This is a genomic window from Rhizobium skierniewicense Ch11 (assembly GCF_023757665.1).
Taxonomy (GTDB): Bacteria; Pseudomonadota; Alphaproteobacteria; order Rhizobiales; family Rhizobiaceae; genus Agrobacterium; species Agrobacterium skierniewicense.
This window is the reverse complement of the sequence record NZ_RXPG01000016.1, coordinates 168,964-194,983: the sequence shown is the minus strand read 5'-3', so window position 1 is coordinate 194,983 and position 26,020 is coordinate 168,964. Positions and strand designations below refer to the sequence as shown.

The 26,020-nt window shown below is 54.9% G+C and carries 23 protein-coding genes; 16 read left to right on the top strand and 7 right to left on the bottom strand.

Annotated elements, in window-relative coordinates:
- Positions 1–32: 32 nt before the first annotated feature.
- Positions 33–1,550, bottom strand: a complete 1,518-nt coding sequence (locus EKM04_RS13470; RefSeq protein WP_183895097.1) for a sugar ABC transporter ATP-binding protein — start codon at positions 1,548–1,550, stop codon at positions 33–35.
- A 172-nt stretch (positions 1,551–1,722) separates the two neighbouring features.
- Between EKM04_RS13470 and EKM04_RS13465 the strand changes: the two genes are divergently transcribed.
- Positions 1,723–2,745: a LacI family DNA-binding transcriptional regulator gene (locus tag EKM04_RS13465; protein WP_183894940.1), complete on the top strand. Its 1,023-nt coding sequence runs from the start codon at positions 1,723–1,725 to the stop codon at positions 2,743–2,745.
- 34 nt (positions 2,746–2,779) lie between these two features.
- On the opposite strand, the gene EKM04_RS13460 is transcribed toward EKM04_RS13465, so the two are convergent.
- A complete protein-coding gene (locus EKM04_RS13460; protein WP_183894938.1) occupies positions 2,780–3,049 on the bottom strand; it encodes a DUF6074 family protein in 270 nt (89 codons plus the stop codon).
- Between the two features lie 393 nt (positions 3,050–3,442).
- On the opposite strand from EKM04_RS13460, the gene EKM04_RS13455 reads away from it, so the two are divergent.
- Both EKM04_RS13455 and EKM04_RS13450 read left to right on the top strand, forming a co-directional pair.
- The gene (locus EKM04_RS13455; protein WP_174155564.1) at positions 3,443–3,733 is read left to right on the top strand and encodes an exopolysaccharide production repressor protein; all 291 of its coding nucleotides are present in this window, start codon (positions 3,443–3,445) and stop codon (positions 3,731–3,733) included.
- A gap of 113 nt (positions 3,734–3,846) precedes the next feature.
- Positions 3,847–4,842: a glycosyltransferase family 2 protein gene (locus tag EKM04_RS13450; RefSeq protein WP_183894937.1), complete on the top strand. Its 996-nt coding sequence runs from the start codon at positions 3,847–3,849 to the stop codon at positions 4,840–4,842.
- Positions 4,843–4,861: 19 nt separating this feature from the next.
- Here EKM04_RS13450 and EKM04_RS13445 read toward each other — a convergent pair whose 3' ends face one another.
- Positions 4,862–5,830 carry a polysaccharide pyruvyl transferase family protein gene (locus EKM04_RS13445; protein ID WP_183894935.1) on the bottom strand — a complete coding sequence of 323 codons (969 nt, stop codon included), beginning with the start codon at positions 5,828–5,830 and terminating at the stop codon, positions 4,862–4,864.
- A 38-nt stretch (positions 5,831–5,868) separates the two neighbouring features.
- Positions 5,869–6,834: a glycosyltransferase family 2 protein gene (locus EKM04_RS13440; protein ID WP_183894933.1), complete on the bottom strand. Its 966-nt coding sequence runs from the start codon at positions 6,832–6,834 to the stop codon at positions 5,869–5,871.
- A gap of 114 nt (positions 6,835–6,948) precedes the next feature.
- Here EKM04_RS13440 and EKM04_RS13435 point away from each other — a divergent pair, with 114 nt between their 5' ends.
- From EKM04_RS13435 to EKM04_RS13390, 10 genes are all read left to right on the top strand, one after another.
- Positions 6,949–8,430 (top strand): lipopolysaccharide biosynthesis protein, encoded by a 1,482-nt coding sequence (locus EKM04_RS13435; protein WP_183894931.1) that lies wholly within the window; start codon positions 6,949–6,951, stop codon positions 8,428–8,430.
- A 359-nt stretch (positions 8,431–8,789) separates the two neighbouring features.
- Positions 8,790–9,938: an acyltransferase family protein gene (locus EKM04_RS13430; RefSeq protein WP_327786296.1), complete on the top strand. Its 1,149-nt coding sequence runs from the start codon at positions 8,790–8,792 to the stop codon at positions 9,936–9,938.
- Between the two features lie 4 nt (positions 9,939–9,942).
- On the top strand, positions 9,943–10,734 hold the full coding sequence (gene exoK / locus EKM04_RS13425) for an endo-1,3-1,4-beta-glycanase ExoK (protein WP_183894929.1): 792 nt from the start codon (positions 9,943–9,945) through the stop codon (positions 10,732–10,734).
- A gap of 53 nt (positions 10,735–10,787) precedes the next feature.
- Complete coding sequence (locus EKM04_RS13420; RefSeq protein ID WP_183894927.1) at positions 10,788–11,972, top strand: glycosyltransferase family protein; 1,185 nt, start codon at positions 10,788–10,790, stop codon at positions 11,970–11,972.
- 11 nt (positions 11,973–11,983) lie between these two features.
- Positions 11,984–13,000, top strand: coding sequence for a glycosyltransferase family 2 protein (locus EKM04_RS13415; protein WP_183894925.1), 1,017 nt, complete (start codon positions 11,984–11,986; stop codon positions 12,998–13,000).
- On the top strand, positions 12,997–13,941 hold the full coding sequence (locus EKM04_RS13410; RefSeq protein ID WP_286089342.1) for a glycosyltransferase family 2 protein: 945 nt from the start codon (positions 12,997–12,999) through the stop codon (positions 13,939–13,941). The genes EKM04_RS13415 and EKM04_RS13410 overlap by 4 nt, the downstream gene beginning before the upstream one ends.
- A complete protein-coding gene (locus tag EKM04_RS13405) occupies positions 13,938–14,933 on the top strand; it encodes a glycosyltransferase family 2 protein (protein ID WP_412762955.1) in 996 nt (331 codons plus the stop codon). Before EKM04_RS13410 ends, EKM04_RS13405 begins: the two co-directional genes overlap by 4 nt.
- A 45-nt stretch (positions 14,934–14,978) precedes the next feature.
- Positions 14,979–15,884 (top strand): UTP--glucose-1-phosphate uridylyltransferase, encoded by a 906-nt coding sequence (locus tag EKM04_RS13400; RefSeq protein ID WP_183894923.1) that lies wholly within the window; start codon positions 14,979–14,981, stop codon positions 15,882–15,884.
- 75 nt (positions 15,885–15,959) lie between these two features.
- Positions 15,960–18,308, top strand: coding sequence for a polysaccharide biosynthesis tyrosine autokinase (locus EKM04_RS13395; protein ID WP_183894922.1), 2,349 nt, complete (start codon positions 15,960–15,962; stop codon positions 18,306–18,308).
- A gap of 113 nt (positions 18,309–18,421) precedes the next feature.
- Positions 18,422–19,366: a 2-hydroxyacid dehydrogenase gene (locus EKM04_RS13390; RefSeq protein ID WP_183894920.1), complete on the top strand. Its 945-nt coding sequence runs from the start codon at positions 18,422–18,424 to the stop codon at positions 19,364–19,366.
- Between the two features lie 36 nt (positions 19,367–19,402).
- On the opposite strand, the gene EKM04_RS13385 is transcribed toward EKM04_RS13390, so the two are convergent.
- Both EKM04_RS13385 and EKM04_RS13380 read right to left on the bottom strand, forming a co-directional pair.
- Entirely contained in the window at positions 19,403–22,345 is a 2,943-nt protein-coding gene (locus EKM04_RS13385; protein WP_183894918.1) for a hybrid sensor histidine kinase/response regulator, read from the bottom strand.
- A 141-nt stretch (positions 22,346–22,486) separates the two neighbouring features.
- Positions 22,487–23,701, bottom strand: coding sequence for a TIGR03862 family flavoprotein (locus EKM04_RS13380; protein ID WP_183894917.1), 1,215 nt, complete (start codon positions 23,699–23,701; stop codon positions 22,487–22,489).
- A gap of 81 nt (positions 23,702–23,782) precedes the next feature.
- On the opposite strand from EKM04_RS13380, the gene EKM04_RS13375 reads away from it, so the two are divergent.
- From EKM04_RS13375 to EKM04_RS13365, 3 genes are read left to right on the top strand one after another with little or no spacing between them, the layout of a single operon-like run.
- The gene (locus tag EKM04_RS13375; RefSeq protein WP_183894915.1) at positions 23,783–24,379 is read left to right on the top strand and encodes an IMPACT family protein; all 597 of its coding nucleotides are present in this window, start codon (positions 23,783–23,785) and stop codon (positions 24,377–24,379) included.
- A 39-nt stretch (positions 24,380–24,418) separates the two neighbouring features.
- A complete protein-coding gene (locus EKM04_RS13370; protein WP_183894913.1) occupies positions 24,419–25,087 on the top strand; it encodes a pseudouridine synthase in 669 nt (222 codons plus the stop codon).
- Between the two features lie 7 nt (positions 25,088–25,094).
- Complete coding sequence (locus tag EKM04_RS13365) at positions 25,095–25,721, top strand: class I SAM-dependent methyltransferase (protein ID WP_174155772.1); 627 nt, start codon at positions 25,095–25,097, stop codon at positions 25,719–25,721.
- Here the strand turns inward: EKM04_RS13365 and EKM04_RS13360 are convergent, their stop codons facing one another.
- Entirely contained in the window at positions 25,722–25,907 is a 186-nt protein-coding gene (locus EKM04_RS13360; protein WP_174155771.1) for a hypothetical protein, read from the bottom strand.
- Between the last annotated feature and the right edge of the window lie 113 nt (positions 25,908–26,020).

Below are 26,020 nucleotides of genomic sequence, written 5' to 3'. Positions count from 1 at the left end.
CCAACCTGTCGTATCGGTCATTTGACCGCTCGTTATGCTGCCGTCTTCGTTTTTAGTCCCGCTGCGTAACGCATGATTTCCCGTTCGTTGATTTCGTCACCTTCCAGAATGCCGACAAGGCGCCCTTCGCGCATAACAGCAACCCGGGTGCAAAGCCCGATGACCTCCTGCATTTCAGACGACACCACGATGACCGAGTGGCCATCGCGCGCCAAAGCCGAAATGAAATGGTAGATTTGTTGTTTTGTCCCCACATCGATGCCTCGCGTGGGTTCGTCGATGATGATGATTTTTGGTTCAGTTTCCATGACTTTGGCAAGCAGCAACTTCTGCTGATTTCCACCTGACATGCGCCCAACGACGACGCTACCATCCCGCACGCGGATATCGAAACGCCGACGCGCTCTGTCGAGTGATCTGGCTTCGCTGGACGCGCTGAGATAACCGAACTTGCCATGCCGTTCGAGGGATTGGAGGGTCAGGTTGAGGCCCATCCCGGCACCCAACAGAAGGCCCTTGGATTTACGGTCTTTCGTCATGTAGGCAAGCCCGGCAGCAATCGAGGCATGCAGATCATGGGGCGGCAACACATGCCCGTTGACATCCACCTCACCGGCTGTGCGATTGCGCAGCCCGACAATCGCTTCTGCAAGCTCGGTGCGGCCGGAACCGATCAGGCCAGAAAAACCGATGATTTCGCCTTTGCGCAAGCCGAACGTCACATCCTTGACATAGCGGGTCGAGAGGCCATCGACCTTGAGAACAATCTCCTCATCGACATCGGGCTCACGTTTGGCCGGATAAAGGCTCGACAGTTCTCGTCCGACCATCAACTGCGCAATCGCCTCGCCATCCAGCAAGGCTGTCGGTGCAGTTTTCACCCAATGACCATCCCGAAGGACAGTCACCCGGTCGGTCAGTTCCATGACCTCGTCCAGCTTATGGGATACGAAGACGAAGCTCGTACCCTTGTCGCGCAATTTGCGGACCTGCTGGAACAGGTAGCTGGTCTCGTCACGCGACAAGACAGCGGTTGGCTCATCCATGAACACGATGCGGGCATCGCGGCTGATAGCCTTGGCAATTTCCACCATTTGCTTTTCGGCAATCGACAATGTGCCGATCAGCGCGTTTTCATCCACCGTGCAACCGAGTTCATCCAGCACACATCGCGTTGCCGCGCTCATGGCTTTGCGGTCGAGTATTCCGAAGCGCGTGACTTCCCGCCCTAAAAACAGACTTTCAGCCACAGTGAGATGTTCGGCAAGATTGAACTCCTGGTGAATGATAACGATACCAAGAGACTCAGCCGTTCCATTTGGCGGCAGCTTCACAGGCACGCCATCAAGAAGGGTTTCACCTGAATTTGGCTGCTCGAAACCGGAGAGAACTTTGACGAGGGTCGATTTGCCAGCGCCGTTTTCGCCCATAAGCGCGTGGATTTCACCCCGCTTGAGCTCAAAATTGACGCTGAAGAGCACCTGAACACCATTGAATGATTTAGAGATTCGACGTGCCGACAGCACGGTGTCTCCGCTCTCGGCGGTCATCCTCTCCATGGCACCCCTCCCCAGGTAGCTCCACCTCTTGAACAGTCATGTAAACCTTTACATGACCCATGTAAAGGTTTACATCCACCTGAGCACACGGATTTGATCGATCGGATTTGACGGATCATCAGCGCCGTGTAGTGTCCGGTCGCGTACATATCCGAGGCCTTCATTGTCGATTCCCTCATCTGCCACCATTGAAGACGTTGCCCGAATTGCGGAGGTTTCCATCGCAACGGTCTCGAGAGCCATTCACATGCCTGAAAAGGTGGCGAACTCGACCCGTCTCAAGGTTCATCAGGCCATTGCAGTGACCGGCTACACGACCAACGCCATGGCCCGCAGTCTCAGGCTAGGTCGCTCGAATATGATTCTGGTGGTCGCACCAGATATCGGAGACCCGAATTTTTCCAACATTCTGGTTGGACTTGAAAACGAAGCGCGCGCGCATGGGTACGGCATCCTCATCGGTCACACTCAAAACGACGCCCAGCGCGGTCTGGAATATCTGAAATTCCTCAATTCCAACCAGGCGGCAGGGCTCATTCTTTTCACGGGCATCTTACCGTTTGGCCATCAGGCGATGACAGCGCGACTGCCGCCAAGCGTGGGCGTCTTCGAGCCGATCTACAATGGCGGCATTCCCTATGTCGGCGTCCACGATATGGCCGGGGCGCGCAAGATCGCCGACATGCTGATCGCCGAAGGCCATCAGCGCACCGCTTTTATCGGCGATTCCAGAACCCGTCTTGCCTATAGCCGGCGACGCGCCGGATTTGACGAGGGCATGAAAGCTGCTGGACTTGCTGTGTTGCCAAGCCTGATACTGGATGGCGACGGCACTCTGGAAAGTGGGAGACTTGCCGTCGAACAGTTGTTCATGCGCGACACTCTGCCAACCGCTTTCATGTGCGTCAACGATCAAACCGCAATCGGCGTCATGATCGGACTGACAGCGCGAGGATATGATATTCCCCGCGATTTTTCGGTGACGGGCTTCGATGACATTCCACAGGCTGCGTTCATGTCACCCGCGCTGACGACCATTCGCCAGCCCAGAACATCCATCGGCAAACATGCAATGGCGCTACTTTTAGACCTCCTGGAAGGACGCCAACCCAATGAGCCCGAGATATTGTTGAGCCCGGACCTTATCGTGCGCAATTCGGTCAGCGGGCCTGCCCGGCATTTGTAGAACGCTCCGCTGAACCATTCCAGGTTTTGGGACTTCAATAGGTCTCGCGGCGAACAGGTTCATTCTGCTGCGAAGCGGACCAGAGCTCGGCCTGAACGGCACCCTGAAAATCCATGATTTCCTGGCGCATGGCGAGTTCGTCATATCCGAGGCTCGTCAGGTGAGCGGCGAGAGCCCTGCACTCGCTACGCCAGAAGAGATTTGCCTCTTCTCCATTCAGTTGCTCAAGCATCTGAACACAGCGCTTGATGTCTACGACGCGATTTTTAGCGGGAAACGCAATTACTTCAGAACGCTCTGTCACACGCACACCTTACTGCTTCGGGAATCAACATCCTATGTTTACCTGCCGCATGGTTAACGAAGTCTACAGACGCTGGATTATGGTCCTGCAGGTCTGGTGTTTTGTGAGGTTGATCAGGCCAGGAGGCCAAATGGAACGGAACGCGTATCCCCTATGGTTTCGCTTTCACCGCCAATTCAAAGGCTTTATGCAAATACAGCGCTTCGCATGCGAAGGGATCAAAAAATTTGCGCAAATTTTACCATTAAAGATCACCAAAATTTTATTCTGCGCGTTTTAAGAGAAGCATATGGATATTGAACCTGATGGGGTTCCGTAATATACTGCGTCCAAAAGAAACCAATAAAAAAGCACACCTCAATAGTGAGAGTATGCTTGGCGGAGGAGAAAGACATGTACGCGCCGCGCGTTTTCATCAGTATGATGTGTGCTTTGCTGGCGTTTGCAGTTGCGACCTATATCATTTATGGGTCTTTTTACACCGCGTTCATCCAAACCGTGCTCGGTCTCGTCATTATACAGGTCGGCTACTTTGCTGGCGTAGTATTTCTCGTGGCGAAAGAAAACCGCCGTATGCGCAAAGCCTCAGGCTTTCAAAAAGATACGCCAGTTCTGCAAGAAACGACAATCGTCGATACGATTGCGGCAGTTGCACCACATCACGCTAAATTAAGCGACTTCTGAGACCTGATCCCTACACCATTCCTTTTCGCAATTGCGAAATAACACCCGTCTGTCCATATCTCTGACATTTTCTACGTTGAGAAAACAACGACGTAACACTGCAGGGAAACGGCATGGCTTCGGGCTTACAATCCATTTGTGTAATCATCGCTGCGAAAAACGCGTCTGACACCATCAGAACTGCCATCATGTCAGCACTGTCTGAGCCCGAAGTCGCGGAAGTCGTCGTCATCGATGACGGTTCGACGGACGCGACGAGCGTGGTCGCGCAGGCGTGTGACGATGGAACAGGGCGGCTGAAAGTCGAGCGTTTTGACGTTAATCGCGGGCCATCTGCCGCACGCAATCATGCGATCTCCCTGTCGACATCACCGCTGATCAGCATTCTCGATGCCGATGACTTTTTCTTCGAAGGCCGCTTCTCGGCCATGCTGGAAACCGATGATTGGGACCTCGTTGCCGACAATATCGCGTTCATCCAGCAATCGGTCGCGAGCGCATCCTCCATACGTCCCGCTCGTTTTGCTCCCGAAGAGCATTTTCTCGAGCTGGCGGAATTCATTGAAGGCAACATTTCCAAACGGGGCGTGGAACGCGGCGAAACAGGATTTTTGAAGCCGGTCATCCGTCGCGCATTCCTGGAAAAGCACGGATTAAGGTACGATGAAGCTTTGCGATTGGGCGAAGACTATGAAATTTACGTTCGCGCCCTCGCTTGCGGCGCGCGCTACAAGGTCATTCGCAATTGTGGCTATGGCGCCATTGTCAGGGGTGACTCCCTGAGTGGCAGCCATCGCACGGACGATCTGAAACAGCTCTTCGAGGCTGATCAGAGGATCCTGGCCGCCTATCCGCTCAAGGAAGAGGAAAAAGTCGTTCTTCTCGAACACGAGCGCCATATCCGCGAAAAATTCGAGCTGCGCGATTTCCTGGATGCCAAATCAAAGGGCGGCATGGGTGCAGCGATGTCTCATGCGCTGAGCCGCCTCCCCGCCGTGCCAGCAATCGTGCGAGGCATCATGCGAGATAAAACCGCACAATTCCAAAAAAAGCCTCAGCAGACCGCAGACATCAGATATCTTCTAAGGGCAACGCCGCTCAATTCTTAAAACCAAGCGGCGTTGTATCTCAGAAATAGTCTTTTTTGATCGTTTCCAAGACAGCTTGAAAACGCTGTTTGCGCTCCTCGAGTCGACCGTCCGGGCTGAGACGCGGTTCGGCGCGGCTTGCCTGCCAAAGAGCGAGCGTCGATGGCGCTGCAAGAACCTGCTTTGCCAGTTTCCGCAGAGAACGCTGTTCCTCCTGCGGGCGAACGAGAACGTCGCCCTCATGCGCGGGCGCTGTCGATCCAGATGCCGATGTCTGTTCGACAATCACCGGCGGCGGCGGTGGCGGGAAACTCATTCCCCAGAACTTGGAGCCCTTCTTCGCCGCTTCGGCGCGTGTGGAAACCGGGATGTAACGCGGCTCATATTTTACCCCGACACTGCCGGCCCAATCGCTCCACTTGAAGCTGTTGATGGAGGTTGATGTGCTGACCGCAACCCATGGCACACGGAAAGCATCGGCCAGAATTGCGCCATGCATGGATTCGGCCACAATGAATTCCGATTGGGCGATATGCTTGATGACTGCCTTGGCTTCACCACGCGGGTCGAGATAGGTCAGACCCGCAGGCTCGCACACAGCTTCCCACATACCGAATTCCGCCGATTCCCAATGGGGAACAAACGTCTTCTTGTGGATTTTGGGGAGATTTTGGAAGTCAGGCATCTCCGTGACCATGACGGCTGGATCGACAATCCCCATCTCAGGCGGAAGGCCAAGCTTGCCTGCTGTCATCTCTCCGCGAACGCAGCGTATATCCCAAAGATCGCGGTTCGAAATATCCGGCACAGCGCCATAGCCGTAACCACTTCCGACAATCAGCTTGCGCTGCGTTGGCGGAAAGAGAACATCGTTCAGGACAGTTCCAACGCCAACAAGCAGAACGTCCGGATGAACATCCCGCAAACCAGGCAGCAGAAAATCCCAAAGCCATAGATTAAGGTCATCGCCGAAATTGCCGTGATGCGATTCCCAATGATAAGGTCTCATGGACTACTCCTGAATAAAAATATGAGTGGCAAGCAAGCTTATTTCGGGCGAGCGAGTTTGCCCGTTCCCAACTCGAGTGCAGCACGCAAGATCGCCGGATCACGCATCATCCATTTGAACAAAAGGCCCAATTCCGGTGCCTTGCGCTGTTTCAGCTTGCCGGCCTGGCTCCACAAGGCCTGCTTGCGGGCCGTGTTCTTGTAGGATGCGATGGACGCAACATCCGCTGGACGTTGGGCAAAGCGGCTCTGCAACGTGTCGAGCGCCACCCAGGTGTTGAACTGCTGACGCAGAAATTCCGGCGAGGTGTTGTCGATGCTATGAAAAATGTTGACGCCCATGCCACGCATGGCACCGGCATCATCACAGAGCAGCGAACGCTTGGATGCCAGAATGCAATCGCAGAAAAACAGGACGTCTTCGGCCGCAAGGCGCAAGACCGGGTCGAACCGTATCTTCTCGAAGAGCGGCCGGCCTATGACCATGCACGACAGGTGCAAAAAGCTCCAGTTGCGCAACATGACGCTGGCAAGATCCGGCAATTCGATGATTTTGGGTGACTCCGACAGGCGTTTTGCGCCTTCGTCATTCTCCAGTTCCGCAATAGCGAAGTGATAATAGAACTCGTCACTCGCCTGCATCGACGCCCAGTAGCACTCGCCGCCAAACGTATCGAGGCTGAAAGCGGCATTCTTCAAGTGGTCTGGTGTCCACATATCATCCGAATCGAGGAAAGCGACGTAGGTTGTTTCTGCAGGCACGTTGTCGAGGCCTGTGTTGCGCGCTCCCCCTGGACCAGCATTCGCCTGCTTGACAACTTTGATGCGCGCCTGTTGGTCTGCGCTGAGGTCGGCCATCTCTTTCTCAATCGGATAGGGCGATTCATCATCCACGATGACGAGATCGAAATCCTGAAGGGTCTGGGAAAAAACCGAGGCCAATGCACGGCCAAGAACGCCATGCTGTTTTTGATAATAAGGAATAACGACTGTAAATTTCGCCATTGTTTCGCCCCTTGTGTTGATCAAGAAGTGTCGGGCCCGATAAAAAGAGCGGCCCCGATGAGTGGCTAACCCCCTGCCAGCCCCCACTGGCCTCCGAATTTATAGGATGCACGCATGCCCCCTGCTCCGAGCGTCAAGACGATTACCGCAAATGTCGGCTGGAGCATATTGTCAAAAACAGGCACATTCGGGCTTAAGTTTGTCACAGTACCAATTCTTGCCCGATTGTTGACGCCTGAAGAGTTTGGCGTCGTTGCGGTCGGGCTAACCGTCGTCCAGTTCCTCACAATGATTGCCGGTGCGGGACTGACGTCGGCGCTGATCGTCGAGAAAGAAGAGGATATGGACACGATCCACACCGTCTTCTGGGCCAATCTGGCGATTTCCTGCACCATGGCAGCCATTCTTTATTTCGGAGCGGAGTTTTTCGGCGGTTTGTTGGGTGCGGTCGAAAGCGCCTATCTGCTTCGCATCATGGCTTTCCTTATTCCGTTGCAGCTGGCGGGCGACGTCGCCTATTCGCTTCTGGCGAGGCGCATGAATTTCAGCAAGGACGCCATCTGGAGCATGACGTCCGAAAGTGCCGCTGCCATCCTTGCGGTCATCCTTGCATTTTCAGGCTTCGGGGTATGGGCACTGGTCATACAGCTTTTCGCCGCAGCGCTAATTCGACTTGTCGGCCTTTATGCCGTCTCGCGCTACAAGCCAGCCTTCATCATGAAGCCAAAGCGTCTCATACCTCTCCTGGGTTTCAGCTCCGGATTGATGGGGTCAGAAATCGCCAACTTCGTCACTTTTCAATCGCCGATGGTTATCATTGCGCGCTATCTCGGCCTTGCGGATGCTGGTGCATACTCGGCATCCAACCGTTTCGCCAGCATTCCGAACCAGGTGGTTCTTTCTGCCGTCATGGGTGTCCTATTTCCCGCGTTCAGCCGCATGATGGATGACAAGAATCGTCGTCGTGAAGCGCTGATGTTCAGCACGCAGGTGCTAACCGTGTTGTTGGCGCCCATGATGTTCGGGCTCTGGGCTATTGCCGAGCCTGCGATGTTGGTGATTTTTGGACCGAACTGGGCCTACGCCTGGCCGGTGCTAGGGCTTCTGGCCCTATCGAAAGCCATTTTGACGCCGTGCAGTACCTTCATTCCTTATCTTAAGGGTGCCGGATACGGTCGTGTCCTGTTTTGGTCCGCAACGATCCGCGCAGTCGTCACCACCATTGCCGTCTGGCTGGCTGCTCTTTATGGAACACTGATCGACGCGATGGTTTGGCTGTGCATTGTCAATGCTGTCACACTTGTCGCCTATTCCTGGGCGGTATTCCGGGCAAGCGAAACTCCCCTTCTTCGGGGTATGTATGTCAGCAGCAGGCCGATGATTGCCGCATTCGTTATGGCGCTTTGCGTGCGATATGTCCTGCATGTATTCGAAGCAAGCCTGCCGCACGCCTATATGCAGGTACTGGTGGGAGCGGTCGTGGGCGGCGTGGTATACGCTGTTCTGGTCCTGCTGACCGAACGTGTCCTGCTTCAAAAGATTGTTGGTCTGGTGCGTGACCGGAAAACGAAGCAGGCAGCGGCAGGACCTGCTTGAATGACTGGGCCAAGTAGCCACAAAGCAGCCTGCTTTCAACGTAGCGCCTCAGATTCCCGCGCTAAAAGCCGGTGTGTTTTTGCATTGCAGCAACTTTAGTTGCCTTAAATTTCATCATCAACCTTAAAGACAAAAAATGCCGTTTCTGGATATTGTTTATTGGAAACAATGATTTAAAAATTTCTCTGAAATCGGGACCCGGCTAGTACACAGATTCACCTGTGATATTTCGACGGAACCTATGCCGCGTTGCCACATTTTGTCCGCAACTAGAACCGAGACTCCGTCTCTCGGACGCACGTTCGTTATGGTTGCACCGCGGCTTAGGGAGAGGCCGCTCAGTAAATAAGGGTACTGACGTGACTTTTGATCAGAACCTATCCTCCCGTATCAATCTGATGCGCATAGTCTTGATATCCGGAATTGTGTTCGTGCACGTACCGCACGATCCTGAAACCAGCCCCTTTCTGGGTGCTTACGGCTTCTTCGACTGGGTACGTGTGTTTTTAGGTGACGCATTGTTCCGCATAGGCGTTCCTTGTCTCAGCGCGATTTCTGGCTATCTGCTTTTCAGGCGCGGATTGGCGGACTTTGACTACCCAGCGACGATCAAGTCCAAGACGAGAACCGTGTTGCTACCGTTCCTGTTGTGGAACGGGCTCCTGTTTTTAGGCGTCCTTGTGATGCAGCGCTTTGGCGTCGGCGTGGGATATTTCCCGGATTTGTGGAGTGCGACCGCACGCGAAATCATGAACCATGGCGCGGCTGTTGAGGAATTTCCCCTCAACATTCCCCTGTATTTCCTCCGCGATCTCTTTGTCTGCATTCTGCTATCCCCGATCCTTGCATTTCTGGTCCAGCGTTTTCCCTGGCCGACGCTTGTGGTTCTGCTCGTGCTGACGGCACTGCCGGATCTCCCAATCTGGATCGTTCAGAAAAAATCGATCCTCTTCAGCTTTTCGCTCGGCATCGCGCTTGCGCTCCACAAGGTCGATTTAAAAACGCTCGATCCCTATGCTGGTAGAATAACGCTCGCCATCATGGTTGCAGCAACTTTGCTGGCGACAGGGCTGTATTTCACGGGGCCGGCGTTCACCTTCGAATTGAACCTGCTGAGAAACCTTCTGGCGGTTGCCGGCGCAATCGGACTGTGGGCGTTCTCCTCGATCATGATCGAAAGCCGGGCCGGGCGCCGCCTTTCGCAGACGGGCAGTCTCAGCTTCTGGATTTTTTGTGCCCACTACCCCCTGCTCGTCATCATGTGGATGATCTGGAACAAGGGAGGCCCGGACTTCTATCCAGCCTTCTATATCGGCGCCGTATTGTCGTCCTTCGTCATCCTCATCATCACAGATGCTCAGGTTCGGTCCAGGTTTCCATCGCTTTACGCCGTTCTGACGGGAAGCCGCAGCAGCAAGCAGAAAGGGCTTACGCCTTTGACTTCGACTGCCTCAGCAAGATCGCGTCCAACATCGGCAGACACAACCTACTCGCAACGACATAGGTGACACCATGACCGCATCTTTCATATTTTCTCAGTCGCGCCTGATCACGGCAGCACTGCTCGCTATGAGCCTCGGTGCACCCGCTGCAATGGCGCAGGAAGACAACGGCAAGTCATTTGTCGAAAAATTTGACAGCATGGATCGCTCCTTCTGGTACGTCTCCGACGGCTGGAACAATGGTCCGCATCAAAATTGCACCTGGTCTAAGAAGCTCGTGAAATTCGAAGGCGGGCAGTTGCAACTCGGCTATCAGGAAGGCAAGGCCGGTGACCGCAACTACTCGTGTGGGGAAATCCAGACCAAGGGTCGTTACCGTTACGGCACATATGAGGCGCGAATCAAAACGGCACCCGGATCGGGTCTGAACTCTGCATTCTTTACCTATATCGGCCCCACGGACAAGAAACCCCATGACGAAATCGATATGGAAGTTCTTGGCAAGAACAGCTCCGAGGTTCAGTTAAATCAGTATGTATCTGCCAAGGGTGGCAACGAAAAACTTGTCGATGTCGAGGGCGGAGCGGACAAGGCTTTCAACGACTACGCGTTTGTTTGGGAGCCTGCGCGCTTGCGTTATTACGTCAACGGCAAAATGGTGCACGAAGTAACGGATGCATCCAAAATTCCACAAAACCCGCAGAAGATTTTCTTCAGCCTTTGGGGCACTGACACGTTGAAAAGCTGGATGGGCAAATTCGCCTACACGGGCCCGACCGTCATGAGCGTTGAACAGATGGCGTTTACGGCACTCGGCGACAAATGCCAATTTCCTGAATCCGTTGCCTGCGCGTCAAACTAACGCGACAACGTTTCGGTAAATTGTCTCGACCACCTTTTTTCAGGACGCTTTTTATGACGCATATTCTCTATCTCGCTCACGACCTAGCCGACCCGGCCATCCGCCGGCGGGTCATGACGCTGCAGGCGGGTGGAGCAAAGGTCAGCCTCGCAGGATTTACGCGCGGTAAAAACAGCCTAGCGACCGTCGACGGCGTCACGCCCACCCTCTTGGGCGAGACAGCGGATGGGCAGTTCGTCCAGCGAATCCAGTCTGTCGTAAAATCGAGCTTTTCCCTCAAGCGCCTTCTAAAAAACGTGACGAGGCCGGATGTCATCATCGCACGTAATCTTGAGATGCTCGCTTTATCACGCCGCGCGTCGAGCATTTACGGGCGCGATGTCCCTGTGGTCTACGAGTGCCTCGATATCCACCGTCTGTTGCTGAACGAAGGCCCTGCAGGGAAGCTTGTGAACGCCGCACAACGCTATTTCGCCAAAGACGCCAAGCTGCTGATCACCAGTTCCCCGGCATTTGTGAGCCGGTATTTCGCACCGCGCTCAGGCTTGGCCTTGCCCGTGCTGTTGCAGGAAAACAAAGTTCTTCTTCTTGACGGAAACCAAGCGCAGATTTCCCCGCAGCCCCGCGCGCCAAAGGCCGGTGAACCCTGGAAAATCGGTTGGTTTGGCGCGCTGCGTTGCCGAAAATCGCTCGAGATTCTCGCGGATTTTGCAAAGCGGATGGATGGAAAAGTCGAGATCGTCCTGCGCGGTCGCCCGGCCTACTCCGAGTTCGACGATTTCGATGGTTTCGTCGCCAATGCGCCTCATCTGAATTTTAGAGGGCCATACAAGAATCCCGAAGATTTGGCCTCGATCTATCATGATGTGCATTTCACGTGGGCGATAGATTTCTTCGAAGAGGGCCAAAACTCAAGCTGGTTGCTGCCAAACAGGCTCTATGAAGGCTGTCTGTATGGCACTCTTCCCATTGCAGTGGCGGGAACAGAAACAGCGCGTTTTCTGGAGACGAGAAACATCGGACATGTTCTTCCAATTGCCAACACTGACACTCTTGCGGCACTTTTCCAGCAGATGAATGAGCCAGCCTATCTTGAATCGTTTAGAAACCTTGCATCCATCAATCGTGATCACTGGGTGACGGATCATCAGGACTGCATCCAACTCGTTCATAAACTTGCGTCATTGGCAGCGCCGCACAATGGCCGCTCCGTTGCAGCAAAACTATCAACCGCTTGACGGGGTCAACCATGAAGTTGCAAACCATTCCAGACGTAAAAACTTTGATTGTCATTCCTTGCCTCAACGAGGCACGGACGATCGATGATCTGCTGCTGAAATTTTCCAGCACGCTCAACAATTCTCAAGACCGTATCATCGTGGCAGACGGCGGAAGCACGGATGGCACACGCGACATCGTCGCCAGGTTTTCCACGCAGGATCCCAGGATCCTTCTTCTCGCCAATCCAAAGCGCATTCAGAGTGCGGGGATCAATCTTGCCGTCGATATGTTCAGCGAGGGATATGATTATCTCATTCGCATCGACGCGCATGGCGATTATCCCGACGATTATTGCCATCGCCTGCTGGAAGATGCTGTTCAAACAAACGCTGACTCGGTTGTCGTCGCGATGGATACGGTTGGGCATGGGACCTTCCAGAAAGCCACGGCCATCGCTCAGAACTCCAAACTCGGCAATGGGGGCTCGAAGCACCGCGAGGGGGCAAAGGGCCATTGGATCGACCATGGCCATCACGCACTGATGCGGATTTCCGCATTCAAGACTGTCGGCGGCTATGACGAGAGCTTTAGTCACAATGAAGATGCCGAGCTGGATTTCAGGCTTCGCAAATCCGGTTTCCGCATCTGGATGACCGACAAGACCCGCATGACCTACTATCCACGCGCAGATGTGCGACCCCTGTTCAAGCAATACATGGCCTATGGCCGGGGACGTGCAAAGAACCTATTGAAGCACCGTTCTCTACCGAAAATTCGCCAGATGATTCCACTGGCCGTCATGCCCGTTGCGCTCCTGGCTCTGCTGGGTGTTTTCCATTGGATTGCGCTCTTGCCCCTCTGCCTTTGGATCGCCGCATGCCTCGGTTACGGGCTTTGGATGGCCGTTGCTCAGAAAAACCCTTATGGTCCCCTGGCAGCCTTCGCCGCGATGGTCATGCATTTTGCATGGTCAACAGGCTTCTGGCTGGAATTGGCGGGGTCTTTTGGCACCTCGGCGCCGATGACAGGAAAGGCGATCTCATGAGCAGCACGTCACTTGCTTTGGCTTCACAACCGATCAAAGTCGATATTGGGATCTGCACCTACCGCCGCCCGGCGGTGGTCGCAACGTTGACGTCCTTATTCGATCTCACCGTTCCAAATGGTGTCACTGTTCGCCTCATCGTGGCAGATAACGATGCCGAGCCCAGCGCCGAAGCGTCAATCGACCTATTGCGTGAAACCTCGCCCTTTGAGATTACCTACGTCCATTGCCCAAAATCCAACATCTCGATTGCTCGCAACGCATGCCTGTCAACCAGCGATGGCGACTATCTGGCCTTCATCGACGACGATGAAACCGCACCTGCAGAATGGCTCGTCGAGCTTCTCGAAACCGCTGACGAGACGGGTGCCGAAGCCGTGTTGGGACCTGTGACGGCAGTCTATAAACCAACGGTTCCGGACTGGATGCGCAGAGGTGATTTCCATTCGACCCGGCCAGTCTGGGTCAATGGCCAGATCATCACTGGCTACACCTGCAACACCCTGCTTCGTATGAAGGCACCCTCACTCAGCGGTCGACGTTTTGCCTTATCGCTCGGCCAGAGCGGGGGAGAAGACACGCACTTTTTCTCACATATGCATGCAGATGGCGGACGTATCGCCTTTGCAGAAAAAGCACTGCTTTCAGAGCCCGTGCCCGACACCCGCGCCAGCTTCATGTGGCTTGCAAAACGCCGCTTTCGCTCCGGACAGACGCACGGCCGCCTGCTCGCGGAAAAAAAGCCCGGGATTTCGCGCGTTTCCCAGGGTCTGATTGCAGGCGCAAAGGTCATCGCATGCGCTGCCATGGCGGCGTTGGGCGCGTTCGATCCGGTGCGGAGGAACAGGCAATTGCTTCGTTTGGCGCTTCACCTGGGGTCTGTCAGTGGTGCCTTCGGTGTGCGTGAGATACGCCAGTACGGCGCCGTGGAGGCAACATGATGGAGGCGCTGGCACAGCCCGACGTTACCTTTATCATAGCAGCCTACAATTCGGCTGAGACCATCGTTCCCGCTATCGAGAGCGCTTTGTCTCAAGAAGACGTCTCGCTGGAAGTCATCGTCGTAGATGACAAGTCATCCGACGCGACGCGCGAAATTGTCGGCGCTCTGGGCCATAGAGATCCACGTGTGCGACTGATTGCGCTGGACCAAAATCTTGGTCCAGGCGGAGCGCGGAACGCTGGTATCGACGCTGCCAATGGTCTGTGGATCGCCGTCCTTGATTCCGACGACGCGATTGAGCCACAGCGCACGGCGCGAATGATTGCCCGCGCAGAAAACGCAAATGCCGGTATTGCAGTTGATAATCTCGATGTCGTTTACACAGATGGACGCCCAAAGGAGACGATGTTTCCCGAGGCGCTTCTGGAGGCGCGCCGCGTCTTGACGCTCGAAGACTTCATTGCCTCGAATGTATTATTCCGCTCGACTTTCAATTTCGGCTACATGAAGCCGATGTTCAGACGTGATTTTCTGAATACGCACCAATTGCGGTTTCACCCGACACTGCGGATCGGAGAGGATTATCTGCTCCTGGCATCTGCGCTTGCCGTCGGTGGTCTCTGCGTCATCGAACCACAGCCCGGCTATGTCTACAACATCCGGGAAGGCTCGATTTCCCGCGTGCTTGAGCTTCGTCATGTGGAGGCTATGATCGCCGCCGACGCAGAGTTTCTGGCCCATTATACGTTATTGCCCGCAGCAAGAGACGCCCAGAACCAACGGAGCCGAAGCCTGATCGAGGCCCGTCATTTTCTGATGCTGGTGTCGAGCATCAAGAAGCGCTCTGTCGTTGGCATCCTGAAAATCGCGTTGCGTGATCCGGTTTCACTGCGGCATCTTCGCATGCCGATCGAATTGCGGCTGAGGAAACTTCGCCAATCCATTTTTACTTCAACGATTGATCGAGACGTGAAGCGACAGGCATCCTGATGCCCGGCGCGACACGTTTGTAAAGTATTGTCCAAGGAGCATGCTGTGGACCTGAACAGGACGGTCAGAAAAGCTGTTATTCCCGTGGCCGGGAACGGAACGCGATTCCTGCCTGCTACAAAGGCCATGCCGAAGGAAATGCTGACAATTGTTGACAGGCCCGTCGTCCAATATGCCGTCGACGAAGCGATGCAGGCTGGCATCGAACACATTATCTTCGTCACCAGCCGCAACAAAACGGCGATCGAAGATTATTTCGACAGTGCCCCTGAACTGGTGAACACTTTGACGCGGGCCGGCAAGACGATGCAGGTTCTGCAACTGGAGAAAATGCTACCGCTTGCCGGAACTGTCAGCTACACCCGCCAGCAGATACCGCTTGGTCTAGGGCACGCCGTTTGGTGCGCTCGCGAGCTTGTCGGAAAGGAGCCTTTTGCGCTGCTGCTGCCCGACATGGTGTCGTATGGAGCACGCGGTTGCATCTCAGGACTGATGAAACTGTATGAAGAAGTCGGCGGTAATATTCTGGGCGTGGAAGAATGCAAGGCTGAGGACACATCGGCTTATGGCATTGTCGGCGTCGGCACGACGGTCAATCATGGTTTTCGCGTTACGGAAATGGTCGAAAAGCCTGACCCCTCTCAAGCGCCATCCCATTTTTACCTCAATGGTCGGTATATTTTGCAGCCGGAAATTTTTGATACTCTCGCCAAACAGGAACGCGGCGCGGGCAATGAGATACAGTTGACGGATGGTATGAGGCGCCTTGCCGAAACCCAGCCGTTCCATGCCCAAAAATTTATCGGGCGAACATTCGATTGCGGTAGTAAACAGGGGTTTATCGCGGCAAACGTTGCCTTCTCGTTGATGCGCTCTGACATGGAAGCCCAGGTTCTGGCTTCTATCAAGGAACTCATCTCAAACCACGAAAGCCGCATCAAAGCGGCCTGACATTCAATAATCCGATGCAGGGAGGGCAGAAAAAATCTGGCTTCCCGCTCGACATTTAAACCACAAGGTGGGTCCATGCACCACAAGACCTTTAGATCGAACATGAATTTCCAGGAACCCTCGAAGGATGCCGATACATTCATAGACCTCGACCGTCTCTGGGCGGCTGTCGTACGCCGTGCGAATATCATCGGCGCCTGTGTCATCGTCTCCATGGTTCTCGCTGGACTCTATCTCGTGTTCGCGACGCCGGTTTACACAGCGATGACACAAGTCCTGCTGGACGACAGCCTGTCGCGCTATGCCGAAGAAGAGGATCCTGTTCCGGCGGCTCAAGTCATCGACAACCGCATCGCCAGCGCTGTCGAAATTCTGAAGTCGAAGGAAATGGCCCTGACGGTCGTTGACAAGGCCAGGCTCGACGAGAATGAGGCAATCGTCAATCCGCCGATGACGCCGATGGATCTGGTCAAGTCTTCCATCAAAGGGGTCGCTGATCTGCTGACGCCAAGTTCGCCTCCGGCGTCTGAGGCGGCGATCCGCAATGGCCGTCGCGAAAAGGCGGCTGCGATCATTCAGCAAGCACTCACGGTTGAACGCGTTGGTCGAAGCTCGGTCATCGCCATATCGATTCTCTCGACTGACCGGCAACTGGCGACCCAGATCGCCAAGACATACGCCGAATCCTATCTGACCGAACAATTGAACGCGAATTTCGATGCAACTGAGCGGGCGTCCGTCTGGCTGCAGGAGCGACTGACAGACCTTAACCAGCGCTCTCAGGCTGCATCACTTGCCGTCGAAAAATACAAGGCCGCCAACAACATCGTATCATCGCGTGGTGAGTTGATGTCAGAAAGCCAACTTTCTGACTTGAACGGACAGCTGATTGCCGCCCAGGCGGATGCAGCAACTGCGTCGGCTCGTTACAATCAGTACAAGTCGATCATTGACCAAGGCCCCGACAATGCGGTCAACAATGCCATCGTATCCGCGCGCGATACTGACAACTCGGTCATCCAGGATCTGCGCAAACGCTACATCGCCATCACGGACCGTGAGCGCGGGGTTGTGCAGCAGTTTGGCAAGGATCACCCGCAGGCGATAGCGCTCGCGAGTGAAAGAGGCGACCTCTCCCGCCAGATTTATCAGGAATTGCAGCAACTCACCGGCAGCTTCAAGAACGATTTCGATGTCACGGAGTCGCGCGTGCAGTCGTTGCGCGAGAACATTGACCGTGTCGCTGGTCGAAATTCGGAAGCCAATATGACGCTCGTCAAGCTTCGAGAGCTTGAGCAGCAGGCAGCAGCCCTGAAGACGCTTTATGAATCGTATCTTGGCCGCTTTGAAGAGGCGTCTCAAAAGCAGTCGTTCCCGATTGCCAAGGCTCGTATCATCTCCGATGCGGGACTGCCGACCTCCCCGTCCAGCCCCAAAAAGACGATGACCATGGCGCTTTCCATCGTGCTGGGTCTGATGCTCGGTGGTGGTGTTGCTGCGATTCTGGAATTCCGCGACAGATACTTTCATACTGGAAACGATGTGCGCGACAATCTGCGCATGCGCTTCCTTGGTTATCTGCCATTTATCGGCGAGAGGGGCCTCGATGTCACGAAGCCAGAAACGGGCGCGGCGACGCCCGATGTCCTCGATAGCGACATTGAAGAGAACGGGCAGGTCTCGTTCCAGAAAATGTTGCGTCTCGCCGTGGACAGCCCCCGATCCAGCTTTACCGAGACCCTGCGCAACGTGAAACTGACGGCAGACGTCGTCATTCAGGAAAGACAGTGCCGTGTGATCGGCGTCATCTCCTGCCTGCCGAACGAAGGGAAATCAGTTGTTGCGCTTAACCTTGCTGGCCTCATTGCTACGACCGGCAAACGCACGCTGGTTGTCGATGCCGATATCCGTAATCCCGGTCTCAGCCGCATGTTGACCACCCGCCAATCGGCCGGTCTCGTGGAAGTCGTTCTGGATGAGGTACCGTGGACGAAGGCTGTGAAGGTCGATAGCCGCACGAAAATGGGTATTTTGCCCGTCTCGACCAGCAACCAGTTCGCTCATTCCAGCGAGTTGCTGGCATCTTCGGGCATGCGAAAATTCATGGAATCTGCGCGGGAAGCCTGTGACTACATCATCGTTGACCTTGCGCCGGTCGTTCCCGTCATCGATGCCAAGGCCTTTGCATCGCAGGTGGATGGTTTCGTCTTCGTGACCGAATGGGGCAAGACACCCATTCAGATGGTGCAGAACCTGATGAGCCACGAGCCGGAGATTGCCAACAAGACACTGGGCATCGTGCTGAACAAGACCGACATGACCGAGTTGCAGCGTTATGCCGGCCCCGGCGGTTCCGAACATTATCACGAGAAGTTCTCGGCTTACTATGGCGATGCAAAGAAGCCTGTGACCGAGCCAGCCTGAATTCAGAACAAATGCCCGCCTCATGCGGGCATTTTTTTAAACCGAGCGCTGGATTTCACGCTCGGTTTTTCGCATTGATGTCGCAAGTCAACCTGCGCAGGATCTATTCAACCATGGCCTCCCCCATCGCTTTCGTTTCCCGTACGACAGAAGCCAATGAGGCAGAGTGGATCAAAACGCTGTCCACAGCACTACCGCACGAGACGATCCTTTCGATCAAGATGCTGACGGGTGAGCAAAAGTCGCAGGTAGAAGTCGCTATCGTGGCAAATCCTGATCCAGCGGATATTGCTCAGCTGACCGGATTGAAATGGATCCACAGTCTGTGGGCAGGCGTGGAGCGCCTTGTCGCAGAGCTCGGTGCGGCATCACTGCCGATCGTTCGTCTGACGGACCCGGAACTGTCTCGGGTGATGGCCGAAGCGGTGCTTGCATGGACCTATTATCTCCAACGCGATATGCCTGCTTATCGACAGAACCAGCTCAATTCAGTCTGGCAGGAATTGGAGTACCGACACCCTAAAGACGTAACCATCGGCATCTTGGGGCTCGGTACATTGGGCGCTGCGGCAGCCGCAAGATTACGTCAAGCGGGGTTCAACATCGCAGGCTGGAGCCGTTCATCCAAAACACTGCACGGTGTCGAGACGCTGTGTGGTGACGAAGGCCTCACCACACTGTTAAAAAAAAGCGACATTCTTGTTTGCCTTGTTCCGCTGACGGCCGACACGCGGGGCCTGTTGAACAGGGACTGCCTCGGTATCATGAAAAAGAATGCCGCGATCATCAACTTCGCGCGCGGTGCGGTCATCGTTGCAGATGATCTGCTCGCCGCTCTTGATACGGGTCATCTCTCGCATGCGGTTCTGGATGTCTTCGAAGAGGAGCCACTTTCGGCGCAGTCGCCGTTCTGGTCACATCCGAAAGTCACCGTTCTGCCGCATATTTCGGCGCCTACGAACCGGCAGACGTCCGCCAGTATTGTTGCCGCAAACATCGAAAACTGGCGCAGCACGGGTGAGCTTCCAGCGACAGTGGATATGACCCGCGGCTACTGACAGCCCTAGAGTGTTTCCATGTTAAGTGGAAACGCTCTAAAAGTCTGCGCTCATCGCCTGAGTGATGGCGAAGCGAACATCGTTTTCGTCATAAGGCTTGCAAAGAAGGACAGAACCGGCCGGGGCATTCTTCGGCAAAAAGTTGTCACCGGTCGCAAACACAATACCGATTTCCGGCTTGCGTGTTTTGATGAACAAAGCAAGCTCCGAGCCGCTCATATCCGGCAAGCCGACATCCGTCACAAGCACATCGAACTCTTCGCGTTGGATGAGATCCATGGCCTGGGTAGCGTTTGCGGCTTCTATCACCGTATGTCCGCCCTCCAGAAGGATGTCGGCCGTATTCATGCGAATCAGATCGTCATCTTCGACCAGCATCACACGCATCGATGTCTTCGTCCGCAATTTGGCAAGAGTTGCCTGCTCTGAGGAACGGTCCCGGCCGGCTTCAACACGCTGCTTCTGGTTTGCTATCACGTGACGCAAACGTCTGGCCAAAGCTTCACGCGTATAGGGCTTCGACAACAGCTCGACCCCCGCATCCAGCTTGCCGCCATGCACGATGGAATTTTCGGTATAGCCGGATGTGAACAGGACCGCGAGATGCGGCAGACGCTCTTTCGCCCGTCGCGCCATCTCGCTGCTTTTCATCGGACCCGGCATCACCACATCGGTGAAGATCACATCGATGGGCACGCCGCTTTCGGCAACTGTCAAGCCTGCCTGCGCATCCCGAGCCGTCAACACCCGATAGCCCAGATCGGACAGCGTTTCGACCACGATGCTTCTCACCTCGTCATCGTCCTCGACAACCAGAACAGTTTCCGTGCCGCCAACAATTGGGCCAGTTTGCGTAACGACTTCGCGGTCCTCATCCGAATGCGAGCGCGGCAGATAAATCTTGACGGTTGTTCCCTGCCCAAGCTCGCTGTAAATCTTCACATGCCCGCCAGACTGCTTGACGAAGCCATAGACCATAGAGAGGCCAAGTCCCGTCCCTTTACCCTCGGGTTTGGTCGAGAAAAAGGGTTCAAACACCTTGTCGACGATCTCCGGCGCCATGCCGGAACCCGTATCGGACACCGCGAGCATCACATATTGGCCAGCCTCAACTTCAGCATGCGTGCGCGCATAATCCTGGTCCAGAGCTGCATTTCCAACCTCGATCGTCAGTTTGCCGGAACCTTCCATCGCGTCGCGGGCGTTAATCGCAAGGTTCAACAGGGCGTTTTCTACCTGTGTGGGGTCGGCGTAGGTATTCCACAGGCCACCAACCGTGATCACCTCGACTTCGACTGCCTCTCCGAGTGAGCGTCGCAGCAGGTCGTCCATGCCGACAACAAACTTGCCGACGTTGATGACCCGCGGCTCCAGCGCCTGCCGGCGACCGAAGGCCAACAACTGACTGGCAAGTTTCGCACCGCGACTGACACCCGCCAACGCATTGCCAACCCGCCGTTCGGCGCGTTCGTTGCCAGCGACGTCTTTGGCCAACAGCTGAAGATTCCCGGCAACGACCTGCAACAGATTGTTGAAATCGTGCGCAACTCCCCCCGTCAATTGGCCGATGGACTCCATTTTTTGCGCCTGTTGAAGCGCTCTTTCTGCCTGTCGGCGTTCACTGATTTCAGCAGCGACACGCGCTTCAAGACCTTCGTTGAGGTGGCGCAACTGATCTTCTGCCCGTATGCGGTGGCGAATTTCACGCTCAAGGTTGGCGGAATGCTCTTTCAGCTTGACTTCAGCGGTGCGTTGTTCGGTGATATCGGTGTGAACGCCAACCCACTCGATGATCGATCCCGCGCTATCGAGAATGGGAATGGCACGTATGGCGAAAGTGCGGAAAACGCCATCGTGACGGCGAACGCGATGCTCCCACACATAAGTGGACTTCATGGCGACCGCTTTGTTCCAACTGTTGATGGAGCCCTCACGATCATCGCCGTGAACGGCCTCAGCCCAGCCATAACCCTGATATTCATCGAATGTCTGGCCGGTTAGTTCGCCCCAACCGCTTTGCTCGCCAACCATCTTGCCATCCGGGCTGTTGGTCCACAGAACCCCATGAACGGCACTGACAGCAGCACGAAAACGATTGTTGCTGACCAGCAGCTCCCGCTCGGCCCGCTTGCGCGTTTCTATATCGATGATGAGAACATAGCAGCCATCGATTTGACCTTGCGAGGTATGTCGGGGGACATAGCGGATTTCGGCTGCGCGCGTGACACCATCAGCGCATGGGATCTCCGCGTCGTTGATAACAGTTTCCCCAGCAAGCGCGCGCTCGATAAACGGAAGCCGTTTCTGATAGAATATCTCGCCGATAACGTCCGACGCCTTTCGTCCCAAAACGTCTTCGGGGCGGTGGTTGAACCATTCCAGATAACCCTGATTGGCGAACTGGTAGACATGATTTTGATCGATAAATCCGACAAGAATTGGCAATGCGTTGGTTAGGCGGCTCAGTTCTTCCCGACTCGCAGCCAGTTCTGCCATGGCCCTGACCTTATCGGTATTTTCAAGGACCGTGCACAATACGCCATCAACCGTGCCAGCGTCATTGTGGATGGGCGTGTAGAAGAGATCGAAGATCACATCTTCAGGCTGCCCATGCCTTTTGAGGACAAGCGTTTGTTCGCGGAAAGACTGCACCTCGCCACGAAAACCAGCTTCCAGGATTTTCTTGTTCCAATCCCAGATTTCGGGCCAGATGTCCTCAACAGTGCCACCAAGTGCTTTCGGATGGTAGTTGCCCGCAATCTCGATATACCCGTCATTGTAGATCATGACGTGGTCCGGACCCCACATCAACACCTGGGGGATCGGGGAATTGACGACGGAATTGACCTTGTGGCGCAGATTTGCAGGCCACGATGGAATGGCACCAAGCGGCGTTTCAGACCAGTCGAATGCGCGGACCAGAGAACCGGCTTCACCGCCACCCACCGGCCATTGGCCAAATCCAGAAATATCAGTCATAAAAGATCACCAACGAGAGCACCAACCCTCATCCATCCAAAAGCTACAGTCAAACCGGACTGACAGGCCCACCCAATGCATGCGAAGAAACTTATCAAGCGTTTTTTTGACGCCGACGCAATAGGACAATGCACGATATCGTCAGCCTACAGATTTAAGCCAGTCAACCACGCCCTGCCCGGCTGCTTTTCCCGTCGCAAAACAAGCTGTTAGAAGGTATCCCCCGGTTGGGGCCTCCCAGTCGAGCATCTCGCCCGCCACAAAAACGCCAGGCATGGATTTGAGCATGTAGCGGGCGTCAATATCGTTCAGATCGATTCCCCCAGCACTGGAAATGGCTTCTTCAATCGGCCGCGTTTCCGCAATCGGAATCGATAGAGCCTTGATCTGCTCGGCAATCTGGTGGGGCTGCATGGCAGACAGGCCAGGGACACACTCGCGCAACAGGGCAACTTTGATCGGCGACAAACCTGCTGCCTTTCGCAACTTGTTCGAGAGGCTGTCTTTGCGAGAGTGTGTGGTCAATGCGCTGGAAAAGCGATCTGCAGAGCGCCCCGGTGCCAGATCAACGATCAGGCTGGGCCGTTCACCGTTCTCAAGCGCATCGCGAAGACATGCGGAGTGCGCATAGACCAGACTGCCTTCGATGCCGTATCGCGTGACGACAAACTCACCTTCGAAACGTCCCGCCCCGGAACTGGCCGCGACTGATTTGACGGGTTCTCCCGCATATCGACCGCTGAAATAGTCACTCCAGCCAACATTAAACCCGCAATTGGCGGGACGGAACCCATGAATGTCGATGCCTTTCTGTCCCAGCCACGGAACCCAGGCGGCGTTGGAACCGAGCTTCGGCCAGCTCGCACCGCCCAGAGCGAGGAGAACCGCATCGGCACTGACAACGATACCCTCACCCTGCGTATCAAATGTCAAAGCATCGCCTTCAAAACCAGTCCAGCGATGACGGGTTTTGATCACGACGCCCTGTTGCTGCAACGTCGAAAGCCATGCTCGCAAGAGCGGTGAGCCTTTCATGGAGACCGGAAAAACGCGACCAGATGTTCCGGTAAAAGTTTCCTGTCCAAGCGAAAGCGCCCAGGAACGAAGCGCGTCCGGCTTGAACGCGGCAAGCGCGGGTGCAAGCACCGCATGGGCCTTGCCAAATCGGGTGACGAAATCGCGGTAATCTTCTGCATGCGTGAGATTAAGGCCGGACTTGCCTGCCATCAGGAATTTCCGTGCAACCGTTGGCATCGCCTCATACACTGTGACCGAAAGACCTGCTGCGGACAAAATCTCCGCTGCCATCAGACCGGCTGGCCCGCCTCCAATGATGGCGACTTGCTTGTCCTGCATTGCCAAATTCCCACCGCTGTTTTCGTTACGGTCTGCCTTATAACGATTTGCCTGTCACAATACATGCGCTAATGAAGCGTCATGTTCACGCTCAATGGCCTCGAAACCTGTTCTCAGGACATCAAGAAAAGCCGGTTCATTGCATGGGCCGGCCCTGTCGCGGATGAACAGGCGGCCAAATGCTTCATCGAGGAGCGTTCGGATGCAACGGCCAGCCACAATTGCTGGGCATGGCGCATTGGCCAGGTTTATCGCTTTAACGATGATGGAGAGCCATCCGGCACCGCTGGCAAACCCATCTTGCAAGCCATCGACGGACAGTCCCTCGACTGCATCGCAGTGGTTGTCACGCGATGGTTCGGAGGCGTTCTTTTGGGCAGCGGCGGCTTGATGCGCGCGTATGGAGGTACTGCTGCAATCTGCTTGCGCAACGGCGGAAAAACACAGCTTGTTGCAACAGTCGAGACGACCCTGGACTGCGGATTTTCCGATCTTGCCTTGGTAAAGGCCAGACTTCTGGCAGTACCAAATCTCAGGATAAAAGCAGAGACATTCACCGACAGCGGTGCGAACTTATCTCTTGCGGTGCCCGTTTCACATGCGACCGAAGTTGCCCGGATGGTTTTGAACCTGACAGGTGGACGCGTGACGCTTCCGTTGCCACAAACGCCGCCATAGACCACCTCGCCATCAGCAAAATTTGTGCTATGAGGCAGCATGTCATTTGCGCTTTCAAATCCGAATTACCATCCGCCTATGGAGCCATATATCTCCGTGCTCTACCGGGATGAGGATATCGTTGTGCTCGACAAACCGAGCGGCCTTTTGTCGGTTCCAGGTCGAGACCCGGCACTTTCCGATAGCTTGGCAACGCGCGTTCAAAAACAGTTTCCCAAGGCTTTGATGATCAACCGGCTGGACAAGGATACTTCAGGCATCGTGCTCATGTCGCTGAACCGTAACGCTCATGCTACGATCGCCTCGCAGTTCGAGAACAGAACGACGCAGAAATCCTATGTCGCTGTTGTCTGGGGACATGTTGATGGCGAGGCAGGTCAAATCGACCTTCCGCTCGCAATTGATCCTGACAACAAACCGCGCCACCGCGTGGACCACGAGGCTGGCCGGGCGTCGCAAACCAGATGGAGCGTTCTTGATCGGCTACCGCTTCCGGCAACACGGCTTATGCTTTATCCCTTGACCGGGCGGACACACCAGTTGCGGGTCCACATGAAGGCCATCGGTCACCCGATATTGGGCGATGAATTTTACTCCGATGGCGACGCTTTGAAGGCATCCACGCGCTTGCTGTTGCATGCCGAGGCGTTGGGATTTCGACACCCCGACGGTCGCGATGTAACATTCAACGTTGCCTGCCCTTTTTGAGATGACAATGACGGACAAAGATCGTGACGAACGCTTTATCGTGGATTTTGTCGGCGGTGCCGTCGGGCACAGATTGCGCTCAGGTGAGGGTCGAGGCCAGACACTGGCCAAAGCGGCAGGGTTGAAAAGTGGCAAACTTCCGAAAATAGTCGATGCCACCGCAGGACTGGGACGGGATGCGTTTTTGCTCGCTTCGCTGGGAGCGGAAGTGACCCTCATTGAACGATCGCCGCAGATGCATGCCCTGCTACATGATGCGATGTTGCGCGCCAAGGCTGAAGGTGGCGCCTATGAGACTATCGTGTCGAGAATGACGCTGCTTCATGGCGATTCGCGGGACATCATTCCCACGCTATCTCCTGAAGTGATTTTGATCGACCCGATGCATCCGCCACGTCAAAACACCGCGCTGGTAAAAAAGGAAATGCGGGTCTTGCGGGAATTGGTAGGAGCCGATCCTGATCAGGCAGAACTTATGCAGATTGCGCTGGTCCACGCTCAAAAACGTGTCGTTTTGAAATGGCCACTTCGCGCCGAACCCATGCCCGGCGTCCGTAAACCATCTCATCAGTTACTTGGAAAAAGCACGCGTTATGACGTTTTCATGATTTTGAATGCAACACCGTCCATCTGATCAGCGAAACACGGCCTTTCTCTGAGCATTCATCAGGAGTTCATGGCGCGATGCGAATTCGCCGAAGAGCGTGCGCAAGCGCGACTCTTCTGTTTCATCCAGCCGATAGCGGCGGCAGAACTCCGCGACGCTCTGGATCGGCTTCACATCTGCCGTTTCCATTTCCGTGTTGACCACGATTTGCATTCTATCCTCCTTGGCATTTCAACGAAGAGAAACTGGTGGCAAATCAAAGCGTTCCAACTCAATTCTTACCCATGAAATATCAGAACGTCAGATTTACACGATGGGATCAAGTT

What these genes read in the sequence shown, in the direction of transcription:
- exoK (WP_183894929.1), top strand. Translation starts at nt 9,943, where the DNA reads ATGACCGCATCTTTCATATTTTCTCAGTCGCGCCTGATCACGGCAGCA.
- EKM04_RS13445 (WP_183894935.1), bottom strand. Translation starts at nt 5,830, where the DNA reads ATGAGACCTTATCATTGGGAATCGCATCACGGCAATTTCGGCGATGAC.
- EKM04_RS13395 (WP_183894922.1), top strand. Translation starts at nt 15,960, where the DNA reads ATGCACCACAAGACCTTTAGATCGAACATGAATTTCCAGGAACCCTCG.
- EKM04_RS13450 (WP_183894937.1), top strand. Translation starts at nt 3,847, where the DNA reads ATGGCTTCGGGCTTACAATCCATTTGTGTAATCATCGCTGCGAAAAAC.
- EKM04_RS13380 (WP_183894917.1), bottom strand. Translation starts at nt 23,701, where the DNA reads ATGCAGGACAAGCAAGTCGCCATCATTGGAGGCGGGCCAGCCGGTCTG.
- EKM04_RS13435 (WP_183894931.1), top strand. Translation starts at nt 6,949, where the DNA reads ATGCCCCCTGCTCCGAGCGTCAAGACGATTACCGCAAATGTCGGCTGG.
- EKM04_RS13455 (WP_174155564.1), top strand. Translation starts at nt 3,443, where the DNA reads ATGTACGCGCCGCGCGTTTTCATCAGTATGATGTGTGCTTTGCTGGCG.
- EKM04_RS13405 (WP_412762955.1), top strand. Translation starts at nt 13,938, where the DNA reads ATGATGGAGGCGCTGGCACAGCCCGACGTTACCTTTATCATAGCAGCC.
- EKM04_RS13365 (WP_174155772.1), top strand. Translation starts at nt 25,095, where the DNA reads ATGACGGACAAAGATCGTGACGAACGCTTTATCGTGGATTTTGTCGGC.
- EKM04_RS13440 (WP_183894933.1), bottom strand. Translation starts at nt 6,834, where the DNA reads ATGGCGAAATTTACAGTCGTTATTCCTTATTATCAAAAACAGCATGGC.
- EKM04_RS13375 (WP_183894915.1), top strand. Translation starts at nt 23,783, where the DNA reads ATGTTCACGCTCAATGGCCTCGAAACCTGTTCTCAGGACATCAAGAAA.
- EKM04_RS13390 (WP_183894920.1), top strand. Translation starts at nt 18,422, where the DNA reads ATGGCCTCCCCCATCGCTTTCGTTTCCCGTACGACAGAAGCCAATGAG.
- EKM04_RS13370 (WP_183894913.1), top strand. Translation starts at nt 24,419, where the DNA reads ATGTCATTTGCGCTTTCAAATCCGAATTACCATCCGCCTATGGAGCCA.
- EKM04_RS13385 (WP_183894918.1), bottom strand. Translation starts at nt 22,345, where the DNA reads ATGACTGATATTTCTGGATTTGGCCAATGGCCGGTGGGTGGCGGTGAA.
- EKM04_RS13420 (WP_183894927.1), top strand. Translation starts at nt 10,788, where the DNA reads ATGACGCATATTCTCTATCTCGCTCACGACCTAGCCGACCCGGCCATC.
- EKM04_RS13415 (WP_183894925.1), top strand. Translation starts at nt 11,984, where the DNA reads ATGAAGTTGCAAACCATTCCAGACGTAAAAACTTTGATTGTCATTCCT.
- EKM04_RS13360 (WP_174155771.1), bottom strand. Translation starts at nt 25,907, where the DNA reads ATGCAAATCGTGGTCAACACGGAAATGGAAACGGCAGATGTGAAGCCG.
- EKM04_RS13410 (WP_286089342.1), top strand. Translation starts at nt 12,997, where the DNA reads ATGAGCAGCACGTCACTTGCTTTGGCTTCACAACCGATCAAAGTCGAT.
- EKM04_RS13470 (WP_183895097.1), bottom strand. Translation starts at nt 1,550, where the DNA reads ATGACCGCCGAGAGCGGAGACACCGTGCTGTCGGCACGTCGAATCTCT.